General features: G+C 66.1%; 22 protein-coding genes. 7 read left to right on the plus strand and 15 right to left on the minus strand.

All coding sequences use genetic code 11. The features are described 5' to 3' along the window. Positions 1-44: 44 nt before the first annotated feature. On the plus strand, positions 45-323 hold the full coding sequence (locus EPO55_RS07780) for a hypothetical protein (RefSeq protein ID WP_296336039.1): 279 nt from the start codon (positions 45-47) through the stop codon (positions 321-323). Between the two features lie 42 nt (positions 324-365). After that, entirely contained in the window at positions 366-1,070 is a 705-nt protein-coding gene (locus EPO55_RS07785; RefSeq protein WP_296336040.1) for a DUF2490 domain-containing protein, read from the plus strand. Here the strand turns inward: EPO55_RS07785 and EPO55_RS07790 are convergent. From EPO55_RS07790 to EPO55_RS07835, 10 genes are all read right to left on the minus strand, one after another. Further along, positions 1,063-2,427 (minus strand): paraquat-inducible protein A, encoded by a 1,365-nt coding sequence (locus tag EPO55_RS07790; protein ID WP_296336041.1) that lies wholly within the window; start codon positions 2,425-2,427, stop codon positions 1,063-1,065. The genes EPO55_RS07785 and EPO55_RS07790 overlap by 8 nt on opposite strands. Further along, positions 2,428-3,021, minus strand: coding sequence for a PqiC family protein (locus EPO55_RS07795; RefSeq protein ID WP_296336042.1), 594 nt, complete (start codon positions 3,019-3,021; stop codon positions 2,428-2,430). Next, the gene (locus tag EPO55_RS07800; protein WP_296336043.1) at positions 3,018-4,709 is read right to left on the minus strand and encodes an MlaD family protein; all 1,692 of its coding nucleotides are present in this window, start codon (positions 4,707-4,709) and stop codon (positions 3,018-3,020) included. The genes EPO55_RS07795 and EPO55_RS07800 overlap by 4 nt, the downstream gene beginning before the upstream one ends. Positions 4,710-4,820: 111 nt before the next feature. Further along, entirely contained in the window at positions 4,821-5,579 is a 759-nt protein-coding gene (locus tag EPO55_RS07805) for a hypothetical protein (protein ID WP_296336044.1), read from the minus strand. A gap of 4 nt (positions 5,580-5,583) precedes the next feature. Beyond that, positions 5,584-8,397, minus strand: a complete 2,814-nt coding sequence (locus EPO55_RS07810) for a DNA translocase FtsK (RefSeq protein ID WP_296336045.1) — start codon at positions 8,395-8,397, stop codon at positions 5,584-5,586. Between the two features lie 17 nt (positions 8,398-8,414). Further along, positions 8,415-9,620: an aminotransferase class I/II-fold pyridoxal phosphate-dependent enzyme gene (locus EPO55_RS07815; protein ID WP_296336046.1), complete on the minus strand. Its 1,206-nt coding sequence runs from the start codon at positions 9,618-9,620 to the stop codon at positions 8,415-8,417. A gap of 193 nt (positions 9,621-9,813) precedes the next feature. After that, on the minus strand, positions 9,814-11,094 hold the full coding sequence (locus EPO55_RS07820; protein ID WP_296336083.1) for an ammonium transporter: 1,281 nt from the start codon (positions 11,092-11,094) through the stop codon (positions 9,814-9,816). Between the two features lie 84 nt (positions 11,095-11,178). Next, positions 11,179-11,517 (minus strand): P-II family nitrogen regulator, encoded by a 339-nt coding sequence (locus EPO55_RS07825; RefSeq protein ID WP_296336047.1) that lies wholly within the window; start codon positions 11,515-11,517, stop codon positions 11,179-11,181. 184 nt (positions 11,518-11,701) lie between these two features. Next, positions 11,702-12,892, minus strand: coding sequence for an ammonium transporter (locus EPO55_RS07830; RefSeq protein WP_296336084.1), 1,191 nt, complete (start codon positions 12,890-12,892; stop codon positions 11,702-11,704). A gap of 164 nt (positions 12,893-13,056) precedes the next feature. After that, the gene (locus EPO55_RS07835; protein WP_296336048.1) at positions 13,057-13,395 is read right to left on the minus strand and encodes a P-II family nitrogen regulator; all 339 of its coding nucleotides are present in this window, start codon (positions 13,393-13,395) and stop codon (positions 13,057-13,059) included. A 155-nt stretch (positions 13,396-13,550) separates the two neighbouring features. Here EPO55_RS07835 and EPO55_RS07840 point away from each other — a divergent pair, with 155 nt between their 5' ends. From EPO55_RS07840 to EPO55_RS07855, 4 genes are all read left to right on the plus strand, one after another. Further along, positions 13,551-14,381, plus strand: coding sequence for a TorF family putative porin (locus tag EPO55_RS07840; RefSeq protein ID WP_296336049.1), 831 nt, complete (start codon positions 13,551-13,553; stop codon positions 14,379-14,381). A gap of 75 nt (positions 14,382-14,456) precedes the next feature. Continuing rightward, positions 14,457-15,716: a UbiH/UbiF/VisC/COQ6 family ubiquinone biosynthesis hydroxylase gene (locus EPO55_RS07845; protein ID WP_296336050.1), complete on the plus strand. Its 1,260-nt coding sequence runs from the start codon at positions 14,457-14,459 to the stop codon at positions 15,714-15,716. Between the two features lie 64 nt (positions 15,717-15,780). Next, positions 15,781-16,746 (plus strand): GTP-binding protein, encoded by a 966-nt coding sequence (locus EPO55_RS07850; protein ID WP_296336051.1) that lies wholly within the window; start codon positions 15,781-15,783, stop codon positions 16,744-16,746. Between the two features lie 4 nt (positions 16,747-16,750). Continuing rightward, positions 16,751-17,797 (plus strand): WD40 repeat domain-containing protein, encoded by a 1,047-nt coding sequence (locus EPO55_RS07855; protein WP_296336052.1) that lies wholly within the window; start codon positions 16,751-16,753, stop codon positions 17,795-17,797. A 453-nt stretch (positions 17,798-18,250) separates the two neighbouring features. Here the strand turns inward: EPO55_RS07855 and EPO55_RS07860 are convergent, their stop codons facing one another. The 5 genes from EPO55_RS07860 to EPO55_RS07880 form a co-directional block, all read right to left on the minus strand. Then, the gene (locus EPO55_RS07860) at positions 18,251-20,503 is read right to left on the minus strand and encodes a peptidase domain-containing ABC transporter (protein ID WP_296336053.1); all 2,253 of its coding nucleotides are present in this window, start codon (positions 20,501-20,503) and stop codon (positions 18,251-18,253) included. 116 nt (positions 20,504-20,619) lie between these two features. Then, complete coding sequence (gene metK, locus EPO55_RS07865) at positions 20,620-21,906, minus strand: methionine adenosyltransferase (RefSeq protein ID WP_296336054.1); 1,287 nt, start codon at positions 21,904-21,906, stop codon at positions 20,620-20,622. Between the two features lie 221 nt (positions 21,907-22,127). Beyond that, positions 22,128-22,583, minus strand: coding sequence for a helix-turn-helix transcriptional regulator (locus tag EPO55_RS07870; RefSeq protein ID WP_296336056.1), 456 nt, complete (start codon positions 22,581-22,583; stop codon positions 22,128-22,130). 189 nt (positions 22,584-22,772) lie between these two features. Further along, positions 22,773-24,281: an apolipoprotein N-acyltransferase gene (gene lnt / locus EPO55_RS07875; protein ID WP_296336058.1), complete on the minus strand. Its 1,509-nt coding sequence runs from the start codon at positions 24,279-24,281 to the stop codon at positions 22,773-22,775. Positions 24,282-24,297: 16 nt separating this feature from the next. Then, entirely contained in the window at positions 24,298-25,131 is an 834-nt protein-coding gene (locus EPO55_RS07880) for a hemolysin family protein (RefSeq protein WP_296336059.1), read from the minus strand. A gap of 170 nt (positions 25,132-25,301) precedes the next feature. Here EPO55_RS07880 and EPO55_RS07885 point away from each other — a divergent pair, with 170 nt between their 5' ends. Next, positions 25,302-26,132: an aldo/keto reductase gene (locus EPO55_RS07885; RefSeq protein WP_296336060.1), complete on the plus strand. Its 831-nt coding sequence runs from the start codon at positions 25,302-25,304 to the stop codon at positions 26,130-26,132. Positions 26,133-26,137: the final 5 nt, after the last annotated feature.

A 26,137-nucleotide genomic window follows, 5' to 3' on the forward strand; every position in this document is an offset into this window, starting at 1 on the left:
AACCGGCATGACCTGATGGATACCCACGGAGCATGGAGTTGGCCATGGAAAATCGACCGGTCGAACTCAGCCCCAACGAAGCGATCACCTTACGGCGCATCGCCTACGGCGTCACCAATCTCGACAGTCTCCGGCCCGACGACATCGACCGCCTGAAGTCACTTCTGCTGGTCGAGGAACGGCGCAGCGGCATCGTGATGACCCAGCTGGGCCGCAGCCGCATCGCGCAGTTGCCCGCACTGCGGCTGATCGTGACACCCCAGGCCTTCGACGAACATGTCGTCGCCTTCTCCCGGGTCATCCGCCGCATGCGGTTGCACTGAGCGACCACACCCGCGGCCGGCGGTGTCGGCTATAGTATCGCCGTGGGACCAAGACCAAACTGCTTCCTGGCGGCGCTGCTGGCCGCCCTGGCATTCGCGGCTCCCGCCGTGGCGCAGCATCGGCAGCATCAACCGGTACAGACGACACCCAACAACGACCTCTGGCTCACCAATGCGGTCAGCGTCGAATATCAGATCGACCCGCAATGGTCGTTCCATCTCAATACGGAACTGAAGATCGACCGCGACATCAGCCGCCTACGCACCTTGGAGGTAAGACCGGGCTTCGAGTATGCGTTCTCACCCAATTGGGCCGCCGCGGCGGGCTATGTGCAGTATCAGCGCTATCCGGCGCAGCTGCGCACACTGCGCGGCCCGTTCCAGGATCTCCTGTACCGTAACCACTTCGGCAAGATCGCCTTCGCCGGCCGCCTGCGCGGCGAGGAACTGTTCTTCGAGAACACCGCCTTGCTGGTCCGGACGCGGGTGCTCGCGGGCATTCGCATTCCGATCGGCGAGTCGCCGTGGGAGTTCGCTTTCTCGGACGAGATTTACATCAACCTCAAGGTCGACGGCACCGGGCGCGAGGCTGGCCTGCGCCAGAACAAGACCTATGTCGGCTTCGGCCGACCGATCACCGAGCATCTCAAGATGTCGGCCGGCTACGAGCTGGACACCTACGAACAGTACGGCACGTTCCGCAACGTCCACCAGATCCGGCTCGGCCTCGCCTACAGACTCAACTGAGGACCTTGTCTTTCACCGGAGGCCATAGCGCAGTTGCCCGCCGCAAGGCGTAGGGACGATGGGCGTTGCGTTGGGCCGCGTCCCACATCAGGCGTGGATCGAAGGCTTCGGCGGCGAAGATGGTGAGAAAGACCACGGCGCAGAAGGCGAGCGCGCCCATGCCGGGCTCGATGGTGACCACCCGGCCGAACTGGACCAGAGCGCCCAGCAGCGACTCCATGAAGATGTCGACCATCGACCAGCGCCCGATCCAGGCGACGACGTGGTAGAGGGCCGTGCGCTGGCGCAGCAGCACGGCCGCACCGGCCTCAGTCGTCACGATCATGGTGGCACCCAGCATGACCGCGAGGCCGATCAGCTTGAACATCGGTACCAGGATGCTGGCGAAGAAGACCAGCAGCGCCAGCGGGTACATCCTGGAGTCGAACAGCTCCTCGACGCCGCCCAGGATGGTGCTGGGCTGGCCACCGCCGCCCTGCATCACAGTGAGCACGGGATAGATGTTGGCCGGGAAGTAGAGCACCGCGCTGGCGATCACCAGGGCCCAGGTGCGGTTGAGGCTGTTCGGCTTGCGCTCGTGCAGGGCCGCACCGCAGCGTGGACAGCGGCGGTCATGATCCGCTGGGACCGAGACCAGGCCGCAGCTATGGCAACCGATGGCGCCCGGCCGGAAGTCGAGGAGCGCCGCTTCGGCGACCGGGGCCGGCATCGGCGCGTGGGTCTGGCCGCGGCGCTCGATCTGCTCCCACACGGCATCGGGATCGAGCGTCGTCTCGGCCCAGACGATGACGATGGAGTAGAGCCCGAGCGCGTAGACCGCCGGGCCGACCTCGATGTGAACCAGGTCGCCCAGCTTGGTGTAGGCGACGAACACGCCCAACAGCAGCACTTCGAGCATCGCCCAGGTCTTGAGGTAGCGGGCAACCCGGAAGATGCCGCGCAGGTTGGGCGGCGGCGTCGGCAGCTTGAGGCCGATCAGCACGTAGAGGATGCTGGTGAGTCGGACCAGGGGGGCAAAGGCGGTGGTAAAGGCAACGGCCAGCGCCAACGGCCACAGGCCGCGCTCGATGAGCTCGAGCGGTCCGGAATTCAGTGTCGTCTCGTGGACGATTCCGGCCGTCGAGACTTGCATCAGCATGGCGAGCCACAGGACCGCGAGCAGCACCAGGGCCGCTGCCGTGAGGGCCAGGCAATGGTCCAGCGGAGCCGCCCGGGTCGCACGCAGCAGCGTGCCGCACCGGCCACAGGTCGAGCGCAAGTCCGGGCCGAGCGCCGGCACGATCTGGAACAGGCCGCAGCCCGGGCACTCGCGGAGCTGCGGCCGGGTCACCGGTCCATCCTTCTGGACCGCAGCCATCTAGGTCTGCAGCAGTGCCGCGATCCCGTCGGCGAGCTCGGCGACGGCGTCGCTGGTGGCGGCCACATGACCCGCATTGTCGGGTGTCGGGACGGACTTGGTGATGGCGAAGTTGCGGGCCACCGAACGGGTCGGGCGGTTGAACTGCACCGCGACCTGGGCCAGCAGGATGACGGCGCCTGCCTTGTCGGCATCGAGGCGCTGGATGTCGACGCCGACTACGGCGTTGGGATCGCTCGTGATCGCGCCGCTCTCGCTGTAGACCTTGGAGTTGGGCAGGCGCTGCGAGAGCTCGATGACCAGCACGCGGCCCAGCATGGCGCCCATCGGCTCGCCCCACCAGGCATTGGCGCGGACGTCGAGCTTGTAGTCTTCCGAGGAGCGCACGATCTCCTTGCGGTCGAGATAGCCCGGCAGGCCGATGTCGCGGAGCTGAACGACGCGCGGACCTTTGGGCAGGCTTGGACCGGAGCGCACGGCGAGCGTGTAGAGACTGGGCTCGGGCGACGCGCCGCAGGCCGCCAGGACAGGAAGCCCGAGGGCTGGGAGTGCCAGAACACCGAGGCGGCGGCGGCCGAGTCCGATCGATTTCATTCCTTGCCCGTGTTGGTGCGGCCCTTGATCAGGGCTTCGGGGTGACGTGACAGCAGGTCGGCGAGCGCGCGGATCGAGCGCGCCGTATCGGTGAGCTGCGGGATCAGGCGGTCGAGGTCGCGGTGGAACTTGGAGCTGCCGCCATAGCCCTGGTCGACCGAGCCGATCAGGCGGTTGGCCTTGGTGATCGCATCCTGGAATTGGGCAGCGATCTCCGGCAGACGCTTGAGGGCGGGCGACGCATCCTTGTCGAGTTTGCGCGCGATGTCCTGGACATCGATCATCGCTGCCTCCAGCGCCGCCAGCGTCTTCTTGAGCTGCGGCCCGTTGATCGTGTCGTCGAGGCCCTGGGCGGCGCCCGAGATGCTGCGGCCAATGCGGTCGAAGTCGATGCGGTTGATCTTTGACAGGAGTTCGTTGGCCGAGCGGGTGATGCTGTCGAAACCGCCGACCTCGTAGGCCGGTACGATGTAGACGTCGCCGTCGCGGCCGAGGTCCGCCGGCGGTGCGTCCGGCATCATCTCGAGGGCGACGATCTTCTGGCCGGTGATCAGGCTGGGTGCCTGCAGCGTCGCCCGCAGCCCGCGCTTGACCATTTCCTCGGCGAGCACGCCCGGCGGCATCCCTTGAGTGGCCGAGATGCCGATGACGCGGTCGGCCTCGACGCGATAGTGCACCGGAGCCACGATGCGATCCTTCTTGGGTTCGTAAACGAGGCGGACGTCGGTGACTTCGCCAATCTTGAGCCCGTACAGCGTCACGTCGGCGCCGACCGCCAGCCCGGCGACGGAGCCCTCGAAATTCGACACCATCTGTAGCTGCCGGCCGAAGCCCGCCGACTTCGCCACTTCCATGCTGGCGTAGAGCGGGAAGCGGTAATGCGACGCCGCGACCGGGGATTTCGGGTGGGTCGGCGTATCGAAGGCGATGCCGCCCAGCAACAGGGCCCTGAGCGATTCGAACTGCACGTCGAGGCCGCTGGCGGTGAGCTTGACCTGTAGGCCCGAGGCGTTCCAGAAGGACGAATCCTCATGCACGTACTTGTCATAGGGGTCGCGCACGAAGGCATGGATGACGACGTCGCTGGCGAGGTCACCGACATCCCAGCCGAGCACGGTGCCGGCCTCGAGGTCGCGGAAGAAAATCGGCGAACCCAGGCTGATCGAACCGAGCCGCTTGGTCGCGAGCTTGAACGTGGTGCCTTTGGCCGAGGCCTGGAGGACCGGCGGGTCGTGATTGCCGACGAAGCTGCGCTGCGGCTTGCCCTTCTCGGTCGTCGGTCGCATGCCGATGTAGGAGCCCGACAGCAGCGTGTCGAGGCCGGTGACGTTGCCGGCGAAGAGCTGCGGCTTCACCACCCAGAAGATCGTCTTGTCGGTCAGCAGTTCCTCGGCCTCGCGAACGGTTTCCACCGTCACCAGCACCCTGGAAAGATCAGGCGCAACGGCGATGGTCTTCACCGTCCCCATTACAACGTTCCTGTACTTGAGCTGGGACTGGCCGGCCGTCAGGCCTGCCGCAGTTTCGAAGGCGATGGTGATCGTCGGCCCGCGCTTGGAAAACGTGTCCCAGGCGAGCCACGCCGCAATCAGGCCGGTGAGGATCGGAACGATCCAGACCAGCGGGATGCGGCGCCGGCTGTGCACACCCGCCGTTGGCACCTTTGCCGGCTGAATTTGGTCGGTCATCGTCCCCAGTTCCGCGGCGATCTCCCGCCGATATTGCGTGAAAGTAATGGATTCCGGCCTTGCCGCAACTGCCGGCCCCGGCCTGCTCCGGCGAATTCGGGCACGTTGCCGTCAGCGCGGAGCGGGCAACGGTGCCAGGGCTTCACGCAGTCCCGCATTGGAGATCTGCATCAAGCCGTCGAATGGCTGACCCAGTTCCAGAATCAGGAAGATCGCAGTGGAAGCCGACAGGCCGCAGATGAACAGGATTGTAACCATCGTGCGGTTGGGCGCCGCCGACATGCTGAAACTGCCGAAGATGAAGGCGAGCCACAGGACGAGCGCCGTCATGAAGGGTCTTGAGATCGAATCGGCCGGCTGGGCGAATAGAATCAGGCGGATCTGCGATATGTCGGTGCTGAGCTGAATTGCCCGGGCCTGCAACGAGGTCTGGATGGGGTTGTGCGGCACCAACGTGCGAACGCCATAGAGAACGGACTGACCGCCCGCGTAGGGATGCTCCGCCTTCGTCTTGCCGGCAGTCTCACGCCAGATCGAATCGATCGTCGGGACGATGCTGGCGCGCAACGCCTTCCTGAGAGGGAGGGCCTCAGGGCCATATTCGTCGAGGACGTGATCGAGCTCGATGATGTCGGCGGTCAGGCGGGTAACGGTGGCACTGGTCTGCTCGAACGATCCCCGCGTCGAGGCGAACAGCAGCGCCAGCACGACCGCGGACATGGTGGCGATCAGCGCCGTTGCCAGCCTGATGACGTCCTTCGAATCGCCGGCCAGGTGGTGGTCCGGCACCCGCGAACGCAGGAACATGCCGAGCAAGGTGCTGCCAAAGATCAGCGCGAAGGCGATCGAGGCGGCAAGGATGGCGGGCATGCCGTCAACGTTCCTGATCGTCGATGTCGCGCGCCAGGACCTCACGCTTGCCGACGTGGTTGGCCGAACTCACGACACCCTCGCGCTCCATGCGCTCGACGATACGGGCGGCACGATTGTAGCCGATCTGCAGGTAGCGCTGGATGAAGCTGGTGCTGCACTTGCGCTCGCGCGCCACGAGGGCGATCGCCTGGTCGTAGAGCTGATCGCTCTCGCCTTCTTCGCCGTCACCCGGCAGGCCCAACCCCTCGGCGTCGGCGTCGGGATCGTCGGTCACCGACTCGATGTAGGCCGGCGCCCCCTGGGCGCGCAGGTGGCGTACCACCTCCTCGACTTCGCCATCACTGACGAACGGCCCGTGCACGCGCGCAATCTTGCCGCCGCCCGCCATGTACAACATGTCGCCCTGGCCCAGCAGCTGCTCGCCGCCCTGCTCGCCCAGGATGGTGCGGCTGTCGATCTTGGACGTTACCTGGAAGGAAATGCGGGTGGGGAAGTTGGCCTTGATGGTGCCAGTGATGACGTCGACCGACGGCCGCTGCGTCGCCATGACGACGTGGATGCCGGCGGCGCGCGCCATCTGGGCGAGGCGCTGCACGGTGGCCTCGATCTCCTTGCCGGCGACCAGCATCAGGTCGGCCATTTCGTCGATGATGACGACGATGAACGGCAGCGGCGTGAGGTCCATCTCCTCGTCTTCGAAGGTCGGCTTGCGCGTCTCGGGATCGATGCCGGTCTGGACCTTGCGGGTGAGCGAAGTGCCCTTGCGCGCTGTTTCGATCAGTTTCTCGTTGTAGCCCGCGATGTTGCGCACGCCGACCGCGCTCATGGCGCGGTAGCGGTCTTCCATCTCGCGCACCACCCACTTCAGGGCGACAATGGCCTTGCGTGGTTCGGTGACGACAGGCGTCAGCAAGTGCGGGATGTCCTGGTAGACGCTGAGTTCCAGCATCTTGGGATCGATCATGATGAAGCGGCACTGATTGGGCGTCAGCCGGTAGAGCAGCGACAGGATCATGGTGTTGACGGCCACCGACTTGCCCGACCCGGTGGTGCCGCCGATCAGCAGATGCGGCATGCGGGCCAAGTCGGCGATGACGGGATCGCCACCGATGTCCTTGCCCAATGCCAAAGGCAGGCCGAGGCGGTTGTCCTCGTAGTGACGGGTCGACAGCAGCTCGCGCAGGAACACCGTCTCGCGCTTGGCGTTGGGCAGTTCGATGCCAATGACGTTGCGGCCCGGCACGGTGGCGACGCGCGCGGAGACGGCGCTCATCGAGCGGGCGATGTCGTCGGCCAGGCCAATGACCCGGCTCGACTTGGTGCCCGGCGCCGGCTCGAGTTCGTAGAGCGTCACGACCGGCCCCGGCCGCACCTTCACGATCTGTCCCCTGACGCCGAAATCATCGAGCACCGTCTCGAGCAAACGCGCGTTCTGCTCGAGTGCCTCCTCGTCGATCTTGGGCTGGGCGGTGACACGCGACGGCAGCGACAGGATGTCGAGCGGTGGCAGCTTGTATTCGCCGACCGCGAGGTCGAGTTCGCGCTGGCCGGCCTTGGCGGCGCGCTTGCCCTGGGTGAGGCCACCCGCCTTGCGCGGGACGATTTTTACGCCGGGGGCGGCCGCCACTGCAGGCGGCTGCTCCACCGGCAAGGCGTCGGGCGTGAAGGGATTGTCGTCGTCGATGGAATCGACAGGCGACCCCGCCACCGGCTGGTACTCAGGTGCCGGGGCCGCCACCTCCACGACTTCCGGCGGCACACCGATCTGCGGCTCGGTTTCGACCGGCTCCGTTGCCTGGACATTGCGGCGGGCCAGGAACGGCTCGATCCGCAAGCCGGCCAGCCGGTCGAACAAAGTGCGCTCACGCACCGAGTCGGCCGAGCCGCCGGCGACATGCGGCGCCTGCGGATCGAGTGGTACGGGCGAGTCGGGAATCTCCGGCGCCGACCGCTCGATCGGGGCGTAGGGCGCGTCGACCAGCAGTGAGTCGCGCGGTGGCATCGGCGTACCCTCGTCGGGAATCTGCTCGACGCGCGCCTCGAACCGACTGGGATCGTACTGGCTGGCGTCGATCTCGCCCGGAATCTCGGCATAGCCGATCGGCGGTGCCGGCAGGTCGGCGTTGTCGTCCAGCACTTGCGGTTTGCCGCGCCACAAGGCGATCCCGGCCCGGACCAGCCACATGCACCACAGGAAGGGCGCCCGCAGGATGCGGAAGATCAGGGGCAGGTCGGTGCGGTTCATGCCGAGCGCCGGCGCCATGGCAATGAAGGCAAGCGCCGCGCAGGCAGGCTCGATCAGGGCCAGGCTGCCGCCACTTGAATGGGTAAGGACCAGTTCGCGGAAACGGCCGACGAGGGCGAGCCCGACCAGGCCGCCGGGCCCGGCGTGCGTGGCAGCACCCCCGACATCGCCCAGCCCGACACAGGCTACGCTCATCATCAGCAGTGCCAGCAGCAGCAGCGACAGGCGCAACCCGAAGAAGCCGAGATGGTGGGTACGCAACATCCGGACGCCCCACGTGATCAGCGCCACCGGCACCAGGATGATGGCTAGGCCGAAGGTCTGCAGCAGAAGGTCCGAGATGTACGCGCCGGGCACGCCCACGAGATTGTGCGGCGCGCGGCCGGTGGCGTGGTTGAGCGACGGATCGCCAGGGCTGTAGGTGAACAACGCCAGCAGCAGCACGACGCCCGACGCCGCAACGCCGGCGCCCACCAGTTCCATCATGCGGCGGCGCAGGAAGTCACGCCCGCCTTCCGGCAGGATCGCCGTCTTGCGGGGCATCGTGGAGGTGACGCCGATCATGGCCATCGCGCTGCTGGCACTCCCTACAGTACCGCGGCGAGGCGGGTCATCCCCTCGCGCGTCGTCTTCTCGTCATGCACCAGCGCCACGCGGATATAGCGGTGCGCGGTGTTCACGCCGTTGGTCTCGCGGCAGGCGTAGGCGCCCGGCAGCACCTTGAGGTGCGCCTCGCCCCACAATTTCCGCGTGGCCTCCTCGCCGTCTCCGACATCGAGCCACAGGAAGAAGCCGCCGCCCGGCGTGTAGTAGCTGAAGCGGTTGTGCAGGATCTGCTCAGCGACGCGGAAGTTCCGGGCGTACCACGCGCGCGTTTCGAGGGGATGCGTCTCCTCGCGCCACAGCGCGGCCGATGCCTTCTGGACGGCGAAGGGAATCTGCGGCCCGCCATAGGTGCGCCAGCGCAGCATCATCGCGACCAGCTTGGGATCGCCCGCCATGAAACCCGAGCGCAGGCCGGCGGCGTTGGATCGCTTGGAAAGAGAATGGAAGACGGCGAGGTTGCGAAACGGATCCTTGCCCCCCGTCTCATCCATCGCCAGCGCCGCCTCGAGGCCACCCACCGGCGGCTGGCCGGTGTAGATCTCGGCATAGCACTCGTCGAGCGCCAGAACGGCGTCATGCTTGCGGCAGAGCCGAAGCAGCTTCTGCAGGTAGTCCATGCTGGCGATGGCGCCCTGCGGATTGGCCGGCGAGCAGAGATATACGACCGACATGCGCTTCCACGTCGCTTCATCGATCTTGTCGAACTCTGGCAGGAAGCCGTTCTCGGCATTGGCGTTGACCAGCAGCGGCTCGCCACCCGAGAGGACCGCGCCGCCGAGATAGGCCTGGTAGAACGGGTTGGGCAGCGCCACGACCGGCTTGCCGCCGCCCTTCTCCTGCGGCGTGGCGACGGTGGCGATGACGTAAACACCTTCCTTGCTGCCGGCCGTCGGATGGACGTGCAGATCGGGGTTGAGCAGGCCCTTGGGCAGCTTGTAGCGCCGCGTCAGCCACTCGCAAATCGCGAGATTGAGGTCGGGCAGCCCCTGGTTGGGCGGATACCTGTTCCAGCCATCGACCTCGTCCATCACGATCTGTCGGGCAAAGGCCGGCATGGCGCCCTGCGGCTCCCCGACCGACATGTTGATCATCGACAGGTGCGCCGGGGGTGTAATGGGCGCGATCAGCGCGTTCAGCCGTGCGAACGGAAAATCGGTCAACGTCTCCGTCAGGCGCGGATTGAACATTCTTAGCCATCCACTGGGCCGCAGCCGGCCGAAGCAAAGCAACGCCGCCCGCCGGAGGGGGTCCGGCCGGGCTTGCTATTGGCTCATTGTATGAAACAAATTAGCCAATAACAACAATGGAATAGGCCATTTTCCTCATACAACATAAGAGTTGGGATCGGGCCCCGCCAAAGCTACTAGCGCTAGGGGACGGCTATTGCACCCGCTCCCCATGCAAGGCGGTGTCGAGGCCCTCGACTTCCTCGTCACGGGTCACCCGAAGCCCGACCATGGCATCGACGATCTTCAGGATCACCCAGGTGGCCACCGCGCAGAACACGGTGACGGCTACCACACCGTAGAGCTGGGTCAGGATCTGGTTGGCGTTCCCGTCCACGAGGCCGACCGGCTGGCCCTTGGCAACGTCGTTGATGGCCCGGGTGGCGAACACGCCGACCAGGATCGAGCCCAGGATGCCGCCGACGCCGTGCACACCAAAGACGTCGAGCGAATCGTCGTAGCCGAGCCGGGTCTTGAGGACCACCGAGGCCCAGTAGCAGACCGCGCCGGCGGCGGCCCCGATTACCAGGGCGGCCCAGGGTTCGACGTAACCCGCGGCAGGCGTGATGGTGCCGAGGCCGGCCACGGCGCCCGTCAGGATCCCCAGCACCGAGGGCTTGCCACGGCTCGCCCATTCGATCGCCATCCAGACCAGCGCCGCCATGGCGGCGGAGATGTGGGTGTTGAGCATGGCGCTGCCAGCCAGTTCACCCGACGACAACGCCGAGCCGGCATTGAAGCCGAACCAGCCGACCCAGAGCAGCGAGGTGCCGACCAGGGTGAGCACCAGGTTGTGCGGCGCCATGTATTCTGTGCCGTAACCATGGCGCTTGCCGATCACGATACAGCAGACGAGACCGGCGACGCCGGCGTTGAGATGGACCACCAGGCCGCCGGCGAAATCGAGCACGCCCGCGGTCCCGAGAAAGCCACCGCCCCACACCCAATGCGCCACCGGGACATAGACGAACAGCAACCACAGGGCCATGAACCACAGCATGGCCGAGAATTTCATGCGCTCGGCAAAGGCACCGGCGATGATCGCCGGCGTGATGACGGCGAAAGTCGCCTGGTACATCAGGAAAACATTCTCCGGCACCGTCTTGGCAAGTTCATGGACGCTGCCCTGAAGCCCCGCGCCGAAGGCCCGCGACAGCGATCCGATGAAGCCGTTCAGGGCGCCGCCGTCGGTGAAGGCCAGCGAATAGCCGACCATGAACCAGAGCACGGTCACCAGGGCGGCGACGGCAAAGGCCTGCACGGACGTCGCCAGCACGTTCTTCTTGCGCACCATGCCGGCGTAGAACAGCGCCAGGCCCGGGATGTTCATCATCAGCACCAGCGCCGTGGCCACCAGCAGCCAGGCAGTATCGCCGGTATCGATTTGCGGCTTGTCCGCGGCCCATGCCACCGTGCTTGCCGACACGACAAGCATCGCCAGCGCACTCGTGCGCGCAATCGCCTTCAGCATCGTTTCCCCCGTGTCGTCTTTTTATTTGCGAGTTGTCTTGCTTGAAACCTAGAGCGCGTTGGACCCCGATTCACCCGTGCGGATGCGCAGGGCCTGTTCGACCGCAGTGACGAATATCTTGCCATCGCCGATCTTGCCGGTATGCGCGGCCTTCTGGATGGCCTCGATGGCCCGCTCGACCTGGGCGTCGTCGACCACGATCTCGACTTTGACCTTGGGCAAAAAACTCACGAGATACTCGGCGCCACGATAAATCTCGGTTTGGCCCTTCTGCCGGCCGAAACCTTTCACTTCGCTGACCGTCAGGCCTGAGACGCCGACGCCGGTCAAGGCGTCGCGCACCTCGTCGAGCTTGAACGGCTTGATGATGGCGGACACGAGCTTCATACGCTTCCCTCCTGCCTTTTCGGCTTGTCCGCATAGACTGGCGTCTGTCGTCGGCGCCGTCAAATTCGGGCACAAAAGAGGCCCGGCGAACTGGTCGCCGGGCCTCAGGTTCCTGCCGCGACACGGAGCGGCAGGAGAGAGGGAACCAGGGAGGAGGCGGGTTCCCGACGATCGCTGGAGAGGCTTAGTGGACCGTCTCTCCGTGGAGATTGATGTCGAGACCCTCGATTTCCTCTTCGTTGGTCACGCGCAGGCCGATCAGCGCGTCAACGACCTTGAGGATGATGAAGGTCCCGATCGCGCACCAGGCGATGACGACCAGGGTACCCCAGAGCTGGGTCAGGACCTGGCCGGCGTTGCCGTCGATCAGGCCCTTCTTGCCCTCGCCGCCGATCACCTCGACGGCGAAGACGCCGGTCAGGATCGCGCCGACGAAGCCGCCGATGCCGTGAACGCCGAAGGCGTCGAGCGAGTCGTCATAGCCCATCGCCTTCTTGAGGCCGGTGGCGCCCCAGAAGCAGACCAGACCGGCGACGATGCCGATGACCAGCGAGCCCATCGGCGTGACGAAGCCCGAGGCCGGGGTGATGGCGACCAGACCGGCAACCGCGCCGGAGATGATGCCGAGCACCGACGGCTTGCCGCGCGTCACCCACTCGGCGAACATCCAGGCGAGCGCCGCAGCCGCCGTGGCGAACTGCGTCACGGCCATCGCCATGCCGGCATTGCCGCTGGCGCCGACCGCCGAGCCGGCATTGAAGCCGAACCAGCCGACCCACAGCAGCGAGGCACCGATCACCGAGTAGACCAGGTTGTGCGGCGCCATGTTCTCGGTACCGAAACCCTTGCGCTTGCCGATGACGAGAGCACACACCAGACCGGCGACGCCGGCGTTGATGTGCACGACGGTGCCGCCGGCATAGTCGAGCACGCCCCAGTCGCCGAGGAAGCCGCCGCCCCACACCCAATGGGCGACTGGCGCGTAGACGATCAGCGACCACAGCGCCATGAACCACATCATCGCCGAGAACTTCATGCGCTCGGCGAAGGCACCGGCGATCAGGGCCGGCGTGATGATGGCGAAGGTCAGCTGGAAGCAGATGAACACCGATTCCGGGATGGTCTTGGCGAGCTCATGGACACCGTCGAGCGTCAGTCCCCTCAGGAAGACCCGGCTCAGTCCGCCGACGATGGTGCTGCCCGACGTGAAGGCGAGACTGTAGCCCACGATCAGCCAGAGCACCGAGATCATGCAGGTGATGGCGAAGCTCTGCATGACCGTGGCGAGCACGTTCTTCTTGCGCACCATGCCGCCGTAGAACAACGCGAGACCCGGAATGGTCATCATCAGCACGAGCGCCGTCGAGGTCAGCATCCAGGCGGTGTCGCCGGTATCGAGCTTGGGCTTTTCGTCGGCGGCCAATACCAGGGCCGGGAGGAGCAGTGTGCCGGCCGCCCCCAGGCCCGCAATCACCGTATTGAACTTGAGTCTCATCGTTCTTCCCTCGGGTCTTGAGTTGTTTGAGTTGGTGCGCGGGATCACAGCGCTTCCGCGCCGGACTCGCCGGTGCGGATGCGGATCGCCTGCTCGATCGACAGGACGAAGATCTTGCCGTCACCGATCTTGCCGGTACCGGCCGCCTTGCGGATCGTCTCGACCGCGCGCTCGACCATGGTGTCGTCGATCACCACTTCGATCTTGACCTTCGGCAGGAAGCTCACGGCGTACTCGGCGCCGCGATAGATCTCGGTCTGACCTTTCTGCCGACCGAACCCCTTGACCTCGCTCACCGTCAATCCCTGGATGCCGAGCGAAGTCAGCGCATCCCGGACCTCGTCGAGTTTGAACGGCTTGAATATTGCCATGACCATTTTCATTTCGGCTGTCCTCCACCGGGCGGAAGGCCCGCCCCCAAAGTTCAATCGAGGGGCAGCAAACTTCATGCCAATGCCCCTCGATCGACCACCCGCCGTCTGGCACGGGTCTTGCTGCCTTTGTGGCGAAATGAAGCTTTCTAGTATCGGGGGTGGTTGTGTTGCTTAAGAAATTTGCCACTTTGGGTTTTGCGCTGCTCACAATCTGTGCATCGGGTTCTGCCTTTGCCCAAGGCACGCCGGATCCGGCGACTCCGCCGGCCACCGAGAAGGAGACATGGAAGGCGCCGTTCGGTGGCAACTTCACCGCCGGCTTCGCCTTCCTCAACGATTATTCGTATCGCGGCATTTCGCAGACCCAGCTTCAGGTCGCCGCCCAGGTCAACGTCGGCTACGAGACCCCGACCGTGAGCGAGGCCATCCCGCTCAGCGCCTATGTCGGCGCCTGGGGCAGCAACGTCTACTTCCCCAACACCGGCGCCATCGCCGAGATCGATCTGCTGACCGGCCTCAGATACAAGACAATGCAGGACAAGCTCACCTTCGACCTGGGCTACATCCGCTACAACTATCTCGGCGCGGCCTCCAACCTGTTCTACGACTTCAACGAGTTCGGCCTGGTCGGCGGCTATGACTTCGGTGTCGCCCAGCTCAGCGCCGCCGTGCGCTACAGCCCCAACTTCTTCGCCAATTCCGGTATCGCCTGGTACAAGTGGGCCCAGGTCACCGTCCCGCTGCCGTTCATCAAGATCAACGAGAACATCGCCTTCAAGGTCTTTGGAAACGTCGGCAACCAGTACGTCGAGCGCTTCGCCAACTACGGCATTCCCACCAACAACTACTGGGATTGGCAGCTCGGCGCCGTGGTCTCGGTCTATGGCTTCGACATCTCCGCCGCCTATACCGACACCAACGTCGACATCCAGGGCTGCCTCAACACCCTGAACTGCCAGGGACGCATCATCGTCGGCATCGCCAAGGCCTTCTGAGCGACCCTTCCTCAGCCACCATAGAGGGCTGTCGCCCGGCTTGCCGCGTGCCGGGGCGGCTGCCATCTATGGTCCATGGATAGCCCCCATTTCGATCTCGCGGTCGTAGGCGCCGGCCTCAACGGCAGCCTGCTGGCACTGGCCGCCGGCGACGCTGGCCTCAGCACGGTCCTGATCGACCGGATGCCGCTCACGTCCCTGACCGAGGCCGGCTTCGACGGCCGCACGACGGCGATCGCCTATACCAGCCAGCGCCTCTTCGCGGCGCTGGGCGTCTGGGAAGATGTCGCCGGCCAGGCCGAGCCGATCCGCGATATCCGGATTTCCGACGCCGGCCACGACGGCCGGGCAAGCCCGCTCCATCTCCATTTCGATCACCGCGAGGCGGCGCCGGACTCCCGCGATCCGGCGCCGATGGGCTGGATCGTGGAGAACCGTTTTCTGCGCACAGCATTGCTGCGACAGTTGGCAGATTGCCCGCAGGTTGAGCTGGTTGCACCGGATGAAGTAATTGAAACCAGCCGCACTGCGGACCAGGCCGACCTATCGCTCAGGAGCGGCCGCCGCCTGACGGCGCGGCTGGTGGCATCGGCCGAGGGTCGCTTCGGCTCGATGCGCGAGGATGCCGGGATCGGCGCACGGTCCTGGTCGTACGGCCAGATCGCGATCGTGCTGGTCGCCCGGCACGAACGACCGCACCGCGGCATCGCACAGGAGAAATTCCTGCCAGGCGGCCCCTTTGCCATCCTGCCCATGACGGACGGGCCGGCCGGCGAGCATCGCTCGTCGATCGTCTGGACCGAGCGCGCCGATCTCGTGCGCCGCCTGCTCGAGCTCGACCCGGCACGCTTCCAGGCCGAGTTCGCCCGACGGTTCGGCGACCATCTCGGCCACGCCGAACCGGTTGGACCGCGCTGGTCGTATCCGCTCAGCCTCGTCCATGCCGAGCGCTACACCGATACGCGACTTGTCCTGGTCGGCGATGCCGCCCACGGCATCCATCCCATTGCCGGCCAAGGCTACAATCTCGGCGTGCGTGACATAGCAGCCCTCGTCGAGGTGCTGGCCGACAGCAAGCGTCTCGGCCTCGACATCGGTGCCGCCGACACGCTCGAGCGCTACGCCCAATGGCGGCGGACCGACAATTTCGCCATGGTCGCCGGCACCGACCTCCTGGTCTGGCTGTTCTCCAACGACAGCAAGCCGCTGCGCCTCGCGCGCGACCTTGGCCTCGCCGCCGTCAACCGCGTGCCGGCGCTGCGCCGCTTCTTCGTCCGCCACGCCATGGGCCTGGTCGGCGACCTGCCCAAGCTGATCCGCGGCGAAAGACCCTAGAGCGGCGACCCTAGACTCACAGGGTCGGCGGCCCTATCTCAGGGGCCAATTCTCGAGGAATTTCATGTCTCAAGCACAAGTGCCCGTAACCGTGCTGACCGGCTATCTCGGCGCCGGCAAGACCACCCTGCTCAACCGCATCCTCTCCGAGCAGCACGGCAAGAAATACGCCGTCATCGTGAATGAATTCGGCGAACTCGGCATCGACAACGACCTCGTGGTCAATGCCGACGAGGAAGTCTTCGAGATGAACAACGGCTGCATCTGCTGCACCGTGCGCGGCGATTTGATCCGCATCATCGAAGGCCTGATGAAGCGCAAGGACAAGTTCGACGGCATCCTGGTCGAGACCACCGGCCTCGCCGATCCCGGCCCGGTGGCGCAGACCTTCTTCACCGATGATGACGTCAAGGCCCGGACCCGCCTCGACGCCATCGTGACGGTGGTCGACGCCAAGCACTTCCAGGGCCAGCTCGAGCAGGGCTCCGAAGCCGAGGAGCAGGTGGCGTTCGCCGACGTGATCCTGCTCAACAAGACCGACCTCGTAAGTGCCGACGACCTCGCCAAGGTCGAGGGCAAGATCCGCAGCATCAATCCCTATGCGCGCATCCACAGGACCGAGAAGAGCCGGATCGACCTTGCCGCAGTCCTCGACAAGGGCGCGTTTGACCTGAAGCGCATCCTCGAATTCGAGCCCGACTTCCTCGAGCACGGCCACGACCACAATCACGAGGACGAGGTGAAGAGCCTGTCCATCACCTCGGACCGGCCGGTCGACCCCGAGAAGTTCCAGAAGTGGATGGGCGCGCTGCTGCAGTTGCGCGGCGGCGACATCTTCCGCAGCAAGGGCATCCTCGCCATCGATGGCGCCCCCAAGCGCTACGTCTACCAGGGCGTCCACATGATGATGGACAGCGACTGGGGCTCCCCGTGGCAGACGGGCGAAAAACGTTCCAGCAAGCTCGTCTTCATCGGCCGCAACCTCGATGGCGACAACCTGAAGCGCGGCTTCGAAGACTGCCTGAAGTAATCGCGTGAAGATCGACCTCACCAACCCGGCCTGGCGCCAGACCCTGCCGCCGGCCCGTTCCATCGCGGCTGATGCCCCAGTTGCCGCCTGCGCCTTCAGCCGTGACGGCACGACCGTTGCCTTCGCGCTGGGCGATGGCTCGGTGCGCCTGCTGCCCGCCGACATCGCCGCACCGGCCCCCGCCGCACCGCCGCCCGTTCATGGCGGCGCCGTGCTCTCCCTGGTCGCCGATCCGGCCGGCGACGGCTTCGTGAGCGGCGGCGACGACGGCCGCCTTCTACGCCTCGGCCTCGACGGCACGGCGACCGAGCTCTTCAACCAGAAGGGCAAATGGGTGGAGCACCTGGCCGCGCACCGCGCCGCCGGCGCGGTCGCCGCCTCCGTCGGCAAGGCCGCGGTCGTCGTCAACAAGGACGGCGACGTCCGCGAGTTCGGCCCGCACCAGAGCACGGTGGCCGACCTCGATTTCAGCAAGGACGGCAGCCGCATCGCCTGCGCCCACTACGGCGGCGTCACGGTGTGGAGCCTCGGTCAGGCGACGCTGCCGCCGCGCCGCTTCGCCTGGCGCGGCAGCCACGTGGCGCTGCGCTGGAGCACCGACGGCAAGTTCATCGCCACCGGCACCCAGGAAAACGACATCCATGTCTGGCGCATGGCGCAGGCCACCGACATGCGCATGCAGGGCTACCCGGCCAAGGTGAAGTCGCTCAGCTGGACCGCCGACGCGCGCTTTCTCTACACCTCCTCTCAGCCGGTGTTCACCGCCTGGCCCTTCTCCGGCAAGGGACCGGAAGGCAAGCCGCCGCTTCAGTTCGGCGAGGAAGGCGCGGGCCTCTTGAGCGTCGTGGCGGCCCACCCCACCGCCGAGTTCGTGGCCGGCGGCTACGATTCCGGCGAGCTGCAGCTCGGCGACATCAAGACCCGACGCTCGGTGGTCCTCAAAATGGCCGACGGCTCGGCCATCACCTGCCTCGCCTGGTCGCCCGATGGATTTAGGCTCGCCGTCGGCAACGAGCGCGGCGATCTTTTGGTCGTCGATCTCCGCCGCTAGAGGCGAATTCAGCGGGCCCAACTTTTCAAAGTTGGCCCAACTCGACTGTCAGAAATTGGCTCTCCAAACCGCCGGAAAGCCAACAAATCCGGGATTTTACCCGGCTCAACGGGCCCACCTGAAACGTGGGCGTGTTGGGCCCGAATGTGGGCCCGGATCCGTGCCCGGCCCTATGTCCGGGTGGCGCGCGATTGCCTGTCCACGGTTCGAAGCGTGGCTCTTTTTCCTGTTGGCGCCGGCACGGCCGGCACGAAGCCCTTTGGGCCTGGATGGATTGCTCTAACCCCCTGGGTCAGGACCCAGGGCGGCTGCACCAAGCGCCTAAGCGCGAACCCGCGGACGGCCGCGGGCAGGTCTTGCCGGAACGAACGAAAGAGGCCGGCGCACTCCCCGCCAGCCTGACAGAAATAGTGGCCAAAACCTGCTGAAATGTCAACTATTTCTGCGACGCCCTCAAATAATCATCGCCCGGGCGGCGGACTGCGCCGACGCCGTGCCCGACGCGCCGCGGCCCCGGCTCGCCTCAGCCATGCGGATACGGGCATAGGCCATGACCTCGGTCGGCGGGCCGACGCGCTCGATGCGGCCGTCCATCACCAGCGCCACCCGGTCGGCGATGGCGAGCGGCGCCAGCCGGTGGGTGATCATGATGACGGTGCGGCCGCGCGTGTTGGCCTTGAGCTGGCGCAGGAGCTGCTCCTCGGTGGCGGGGTCGAGGGCGCTGGTTGCCTCGTCGAGAATGAGGATGCGCGGATTGCGGATCAGGGCGCGGGCGATGCAGAGAAGCTGGCGCTGACCCATCGACAGGCCCTGGCCGCGCTCGCCCAGCACGGTGTTGTAGCCCTCCGGCAGGCGCTGGATGAAATCGTGCGCGCCGACGAACTTGGCCACCGCCACGACCCGGCCGGGATCCTTGTTGGTGACGCCCATGGCGATGTTTTCCCGCACCGAGCCGGTGAAGAGCTGGAGCTCCTGCGGCACGCAGCCGATCTGGGCGCGCAGCTGGGCCGGCGAGATGTGCGAGATGTCGGTGCCGTCGACCAGCACCCGGCCGCCCGACGGCCGGAACAGTCCCTGCACGAGATTGGCGATCGTCGTCTTGCCCGACCCCGATGGCCCGACGATTCCCAGGATCTCGCCGGCGGCGATGTCGAGGTCGGCGTCCTGCAGGACCGCGGGCACATGATCGTCGGGGCGATAGGTGACGCGCTCCAGGGTGACGTCACCCAGGAGCGGCGGCATCGGCGCCAGTGCGCCGGCGGGACTCTCGACGGCTTCATGCATCAGCCCGTCGATTCGCCGGAACGCCGCGGCGACCGCCTGAAGCTGATGCCAGGCCACCACCAGCTGGCGCATCGGCTGCAGGGCGCGCGCGACCAGCATGTTGACGGCGATCAGCGCCCCCACCGTCAGGCGATGATCGACGATCTCGCGCACGCCGATGACGATGATCGCCAGCAACGCCATGAGCTGGAGCGCGCCCGAGGCACTGGCAGCGATGTTGGCCAGATTGTTCGCGCGGAAGCTGGTCCAGGCCGACTGCTCGACCCGCGCCTGCCAGCGCTTTTCGACCTCGGCCTCGAGCCCCAGCGCCTTGATGGTGGCGGCATTGGCGACCGTCTCGGTCAATGTCGAACTCTTGGCGGCCAGGGCCTGGAAATTCTCGTCAGAGAGTCGGCGCTGGGCACGATGGGTGGCCAGCGACACCCCGATCACCATCGGGATGGCCAGCATCGTGACGATGCCCAGCGTGGTGCTGATGACGAAGGTGGCGGCCAGGAAAAGCACGACGAAGGCAATGTCGATGGCGAGCACCGGCATCTGGCCGGTGAAGAAGCCGCGCAACACGTCGAGCTGGCGCAGCCGCTCGGCAATGACCCCGGACGGCGTGCGCTCGAAGTGGCGGTAGGGAAGCTGCACCAGATGATGCAGCACCTCACCGCTCATCATCGTGTCGAGACGGGCACCGGTGCGTGCCGACAGCCAGCCACGAGCGACGCGCAACGCGAAGTCGAGGGCGTAGGCAATCAGCATGCCGACGGAGAGCATGATCATGATCGCCGCGGCGTCCGGCCGCCCGTCCTGACCGATCACGTCGCGGCCGATCACGGCGTTGAACACCAGCATCATGAAGAGCGGCGTGGCGAGGCCGAGGACATTGATCAGCAACGACATCGCCGCGAGCTTCAGGACGACCGGCCGGACACGGGCCCACAGCGGCGCGTACCATTCCTGGCGTCGCTCGTGGGCGCCCGCTTCACGCATCACGAGCGCCCGTGCGCCCAGCGCCATCACCTCGTCGGTCGCCAGACGCCAGACGCGCCCTTCGACGACGTCGAGCACGGTCCACTGGTCCCGCGCGCCGGCCACCACGACGTAGGCAGGCTGGTGGGGGGCAGGCTGGTGGGGGGCGGGCTGGTCGGACGCGCCGACCAAGGCGAACGGCGTGGGAAGGTCGTCCAGCCGCCTTGCCGCGAGATCGACGGCATAGGCCTCCAGCCCCAGTCGCGTGCCGGCCGTGAGGAACGCGCCCTCGTCGAGCCCTGAGGCGGGAACGGCGGCCAGCCGTCGTATGTCGGCCTCGCTGACCGGCCGGCCGACTTGTTGGGCGATGTAGAGCAGCGCCCGCATGAGGGAATCGATCGGCTGGCGGCGTTCGCCATCCCACACCGATTGCTGGAAGCCGCCATTCTCCAGAGGAGCCATCCCTCCCGAGAATATCCAAAATTCTCGTAGAATCAATTATTTAGGAGGATTTCCTCACATGAAAAAGCGCGCGGCAGCAACGCCGCGCGCTTTTCCGTATCGAACGGTTGTCGGGCCTAGCGTGCGCCGAACGCCCGCTTCAGTTCGGTCACCAGATCCGTGCGCTCCCACGAGAAGCCGCCATCGCGCTCGGGCTTGCGGCCGAAATGGCCGTAAGACGCGGTGCGTTGGTAGATCGGCTTGTTGAGCTGCAGGCCGCGGCGGATGTTGGTCGGCCGCAGCGGGAAGATATCCGCGAGGACCTTCTCCAGCTTGCGCTCGTCGACCTTGCCGGTGCCCTGGGTGTCGACATAGAGCGACATCGGATCGGCAACGCCGATCGCATAGGCGACCTGGATCAGGCAGCGATCGGCGAGGCCCGCGGCCACCACGTTCTTGGCGAGATAGCGGGCGGCATAGGCGGCGGAGCGATCGACCTTGGTCGGGTCCTTGCCCGAGAAGGCGCCGCCACCGTGGGGGGCGTAGCCGCCGTAGGTGTCGACGATGATCTTGCGGCCCGTCAGGCCGCAGTCGCCGTCGGGACCGCCGACGACGAAGTTGCCGGTCGGATTGCAGAAGAAGTCGGCGGTCTTCTTGGGCATCCAGCCCTTGGGCAGAGACTTCTCGACATAGGACGTGATCATCTCGCGGATCATGCCCGAGTTGTACTTCTTGCCCTTCGCCGTGGCTTCGCGGTGCTGCGTCGAGACCACGACCTTGGTGGCGCCGACAGCCTTGCCGTTGACGTAACGCACCGTCACCTGGCTCTTGGCATCCGGCTGCAAGTCGCCAAGCTCGCCCGAACGGCGGGCCTTGCTAAGCACTTCGAGGATCTTGTGCGAGAAGAAAATCGGGGCCGGCATGAACGAGCCCTTCTCGTATTCTTCCGAGTCGCGGCAGGCGAAGCCGAACATCAGGCCCTGGTCGCCCGCACCTTCCTGCTCGCCGAGATTGCCACCCTTCTTCTTGGCATCGACGCCCATCGCAATGTCGGGCGACTGGCCGTGCAGCAGCACCTCGACGTCGGCGCCGTGGTAGCTGAAGCCGTCCTGGTCGTAGCCGATGTCGCGTACGACGCCGCGCGCAATCTCGGTCAGCGCTTCGCGGTTAACGATGGTCTGCTTGCCGTACTTCTTCATGAAGGGCGCCGAGGCGCGACCTTCGCCGGCGATCACGATCTTGTTGGTAGTGACCAGCGTCTCGCAGCCCAGGCGGGTGTTGGCGTGGCTCTCGTCGGCGATGCCGAGCTTGATGTCATTGGCGATGAACGCGTCGAGAATGGCGTCCGAGATCTGGTCGCTGACCTTGTCCGGATGGCCTTCGGAAACCGATTCACTGGTAAAAAGATAATCCTTGAGCGCCACAATGCCCTCCCACAGTTCACACTGGACTCCGGGCAGGGCAGCAGGGCCGCCAACGTCCGGCTTAGCCTTTGTTTTCGCGGTGGCAAGTCGTCCAAATCCGTCCGCGGCGGCATCGACCATCGAGGCCGCGCCGCTAAAAACTCCAATTATCGACGAAAATCAAGAGGTTCGCGGCGGGGCAGCCTGTGCCCAACTGCCTCGGCCCCGGAGCCCCTTCTCCCTCAGCGTCCCTTGCGGCCACCCAGGGCTTCGGCGTGGCTGGCCGCACCCACGGCCTTGACCATCTCGAAGATGCGCTTGCGCACCCGGGCCTCGCGGATCTTGTAGTAGGCGCGCACCAGCTCGAGGGTCTCGCGCTTGATCAGGGGGTCCTTTTCCTGCTCGAACGGCGTACCGGTCTCGCCGAAGCCCTTGCGGCCGCGACCCGACATCGGCCGGCCGGCCAGTGCATTGGCCGGCATCTCGTCGAAGAAGTACGACACCGGCACGTCCAGGACCTTGGCGAATTCGTACAGTCTGCTCGAACCGATGCGGTTGGACCCGCGCTCGTATTTCTGAATCTGTTGAAATGTGAGCCCGACAGCGGTCCCGAGCTTTTCCTGACTCATCCCGAGAAGCGTGCGCCGCTGGCGCATCCGCGCTCCGACATGGACGTCAACCGGATGTGATCTTGCCATCGGTCCAGGTTCCTCTAGATGCGATTTCGTCAGGGAGAAGCAGAGGTAGAAAACACGTCCAAAAATGCGCGGGACCGGCAACGCAACCAGTGCAAAAATGCATATCTACACGCCTAAGCTGCATATGACATTAGCCCCTCTTACACAGAATGCAAGCTGAACCTCAGGGCTTTGAAATCGCGAAATAGTTTAGCGTCGAGGTCGATCGTTCGATGTCCTGCCGACCAACAGTCCACATCCCAGCAACGCCAGAACGGCCACCAGGATCCCGTCACCCCAACGACCGTAGGGCGTGGGCTCGCGCGCCTCGGGGAGACGATGATCGATGATGCCCTCCTGCATCATGTCCAGCGCCGCAAGAATCCGGCCATAGGCATCGATCACGGCGGATACGCCGGTGTTGGCCGCCCGGATCATCGGCAGCCCCTCCTCCACCGCCCGCAGACGGGCACTGACGAGATGCTGATTGGGCCCGCTCGAGAGACCGAACCACGCATCATTGGTGACATTCAGGAGCCAGCGCGGCCGCTCGCCGGGGCCGGTCACCGCCGCCGGAAAGATCACCTCGTAGCAGATCACCGGCGAGAAGGACGGCAGGCCGGGAAGCGCCAGCGTCGCGCGCTGCTCGCCCTCTTCGAACGAACCGCGGCCGATGAAACCGGACACCGGGGCGAGTTGCCGGCGAAAAGGAATGTACTCGCCCAGCGGCACCAGATGGACCTTGTCGTAGTGTGCGACGATGGTGCCGGCGCGGTCGATGACGAGCAGCGAATTCCATACGCCGTCCCGCCGCTCGCCAGTACCGCGGGCGGCGCCGGTCAGAAGATAGCCGGCGGCAGGCGCGGCCTTGGCCATGATCTCCAATGCCGGCGACCCCGGCTCGATGATGAAGGGCGGGGCCGTCTCCGGCCAGATGACGGCAGCGAGGCGGTCGAAGCCATCGCGGCGACTCATGTCGACCAATTTGGCCAGGTGCTTCGCCCTTATATCCGGGCGCCATTTCTCGGACTGCGGGATGTTCGGCTGGACGATGCGCAGCAATGGTCCCGGGCCGCCGTCGCCAACAGGCGTCATCACCGCTTGTCCCGCGGCGCCGGCGAGTCCGATCGCCACCAGGGCGGCAACCGAGGCCCGCCATCCCGCCGTGGGCGCGGCCAGCACGAGGAAGGTGAAGGCGCCGAGACCGTAGACGCCGAACAGTGCGGCGCCCTGCAGCAAGGGCGCCGCGAAGGCCCAGACGTGGCCCAGCGGATTCCACGGATAGCCCGTGAAGATGTGGCCGCGCAGCCATTCGGCAACGGTCCAGGCGATGGCCAGCAGGATGAGACGGCGGTAGCGCCCCGCCAGTCGAGGCCAGCGCAGCACGGCCCAGCGCGACGCCCCGGCGGCAAGGCCCGGGAAGAAGCCCAGGAGCGCCGCCAGACCGGCCACGATCGGCGGACCCAGGAGCTGGTAGTCGGCCGGCGGCACCGAGAAGGCCTCGAGGATCCAGTAGGAGCCGACGGCAAAATGGCCAGTTCCCCATGCCCAACCGCGCAGCAGCGCGCTTCGCGGCCCCGGCGCCGTCTCCCAGAGCCAGACGAAGACGACCATGCCGACGACGGCCAGCGGCAACCAGTAAAGTGGCGGCATCGCGAGCGCCGCCAGGGCACCCGCCAGAAAAGCCACGCCGGCGGCGCGCCATCCCCGAAGGTTCATTGCAGAAGCGCGGCGATCAGGCGGCGGACCGAGACGCTGCCGGCTGCCGCACCCGGAGCCGGCGGATACGCCGCGGATCGACATCGAGCACTTCGAACTCGACACCGGACGGATGGCGAACCACTTCGCCGCGCTCGGGAATGCGGCCGAGCAGGGAGAAGATCAAACCTCCCACGGTGTCGATCTCGCGCCGTTCGTCCTCCGACAGCACGCGACCGATCTCCTGCTCGAGGAGCTCGATGGGCGTGCGGCCGTTGACGTCGATGGTGCCGTCGACGCGACGGGCGACCGTCGGCGTCTGGGCGACGTCGTGCTCGTCCTCGATCTCGCCCACGATCTCCTCGACCAGGTCCTCGATCGTGAGCAGACCGTCGGTGCCGCCGAACTCGTCGACCACCAGCGCCATGTGCGTGCGCGAACGGCGCATGTCGAGCAGCATGTCGAGCACCGGCAGCGTCGGCGCCACGAAGACGACGCGGCGCAGGATGTCGCGGAGATTGAACTTCTTCGACGTGCCCCAGTAGGCCAGCACGTCCTTGATGTGGATCATGCCGATCACGTCGTCGAGCGCCTCGCGATAGACCGGATAGCGCGAGTGGGCCTCGGTCTGGATCACCCGCACGACCTCGTCGAGCGGGGTGTCGGCGGCAATGGCTATGATGTCGACGCGCGGCACCATGACGTCGGCCACCGTCTTGTCGCGCAGCTTCAGGATATTGGCGAGAAGGACGCGCTGGTCCTCGCTGATCGGGGTGTCGCTCTCGGGCGTCTCCTCGATCAGTTCCTCGATGGCCTCGCGGACCGCCTCGTTCTTCTCGCGGCGGCGCAGCCTGCGCAGAATCGCGCGCAATATTCCGCCCGTGGAAGGAACCTCGGGAGCCGGTGAAGGGGCCGGTGCCAAGGGAGATTCACTGATCGACGCCGGGCCGCTGAGGCCCGGCCGCGTACTGTGCGCTGTGGAATCGGGCATGGTTGCTAAGATAGGCTATCGGCCCGGCGTTGCAATCGCGGAAGTTCCTGATGCGTTCCTGTAAATTGTCCTCCGGCGCGGCCATGCCGGTCCTCGGTCTCGGCACCTGGCGGATGGGCGAGAGCCCCAAGCGGCGTGACGAGGAGCTCGACGCCCTGAAATACGGGCTCGAACTCGGCTATCCGATGATCGACACGGCCGAAATGTACGGCGATGGCGGTGCCGAGGAGATCGTGGGCGAGGCGATCGCCGGCCTCGCCGCACGCCCCTTCATCGTGAGCAAGGTCTACCCGCACAATGCCTCGCGCGCCGGCACCATCGCGGCCTGCGAGCGCAGCCTCCAGCGGCTGAGGATCGAGCGGATCGATCTCTACCTCCTGCACTGGCGCGGTGGCGCCCGGCTCGAGGAGACCTTCGAGGCGTTCCACCGCCTGCGCACGGCGGGAAAGATCGGCGACTTCGGCGTCAGCAACTTCGACCTCAAAGACATGGAAGACGCCGCCCGCCTCGACAAGGGCCTCAACGCCAGCAACCAGGTGCTCTACTGCCTGTCGCGCCGCGGCCCCGAGTTCGACCTGCTGCCCTGGATGCGCAAGCGCGGGGTCCCGCTCATGGCCTATTCGCCGCTCGATCAGGGCGGGCTTTTGCGCAAGGCCGCGCTCAAGAAACTCGCCGACGGCATCGGCTGCACGCCGGCCCAGCTCGCGATCGCCTGGCTGCTGGCCCAGCCGGGTGTCGTCACCATTCCGAAATCGTCGTCGCGCGAGCGCGTGAAGGAAAATCTCGGTGCGCTCGAGGTGAAGCTCTCGCCGCAGATCCTGGCCGAGCTCGACCGCGCCTTTCCGCCGCCGAAAGGCAGGCAGCCGCTCGAGATGCTGTAAGGATC

The organism is Reyranella sp., assembly GCF_004296935.1.
GTDB lineage: Bacteria > Pseudomonadota > Alphaproteobacteria > Reyranellales > Reyranellaceae > Reyranella.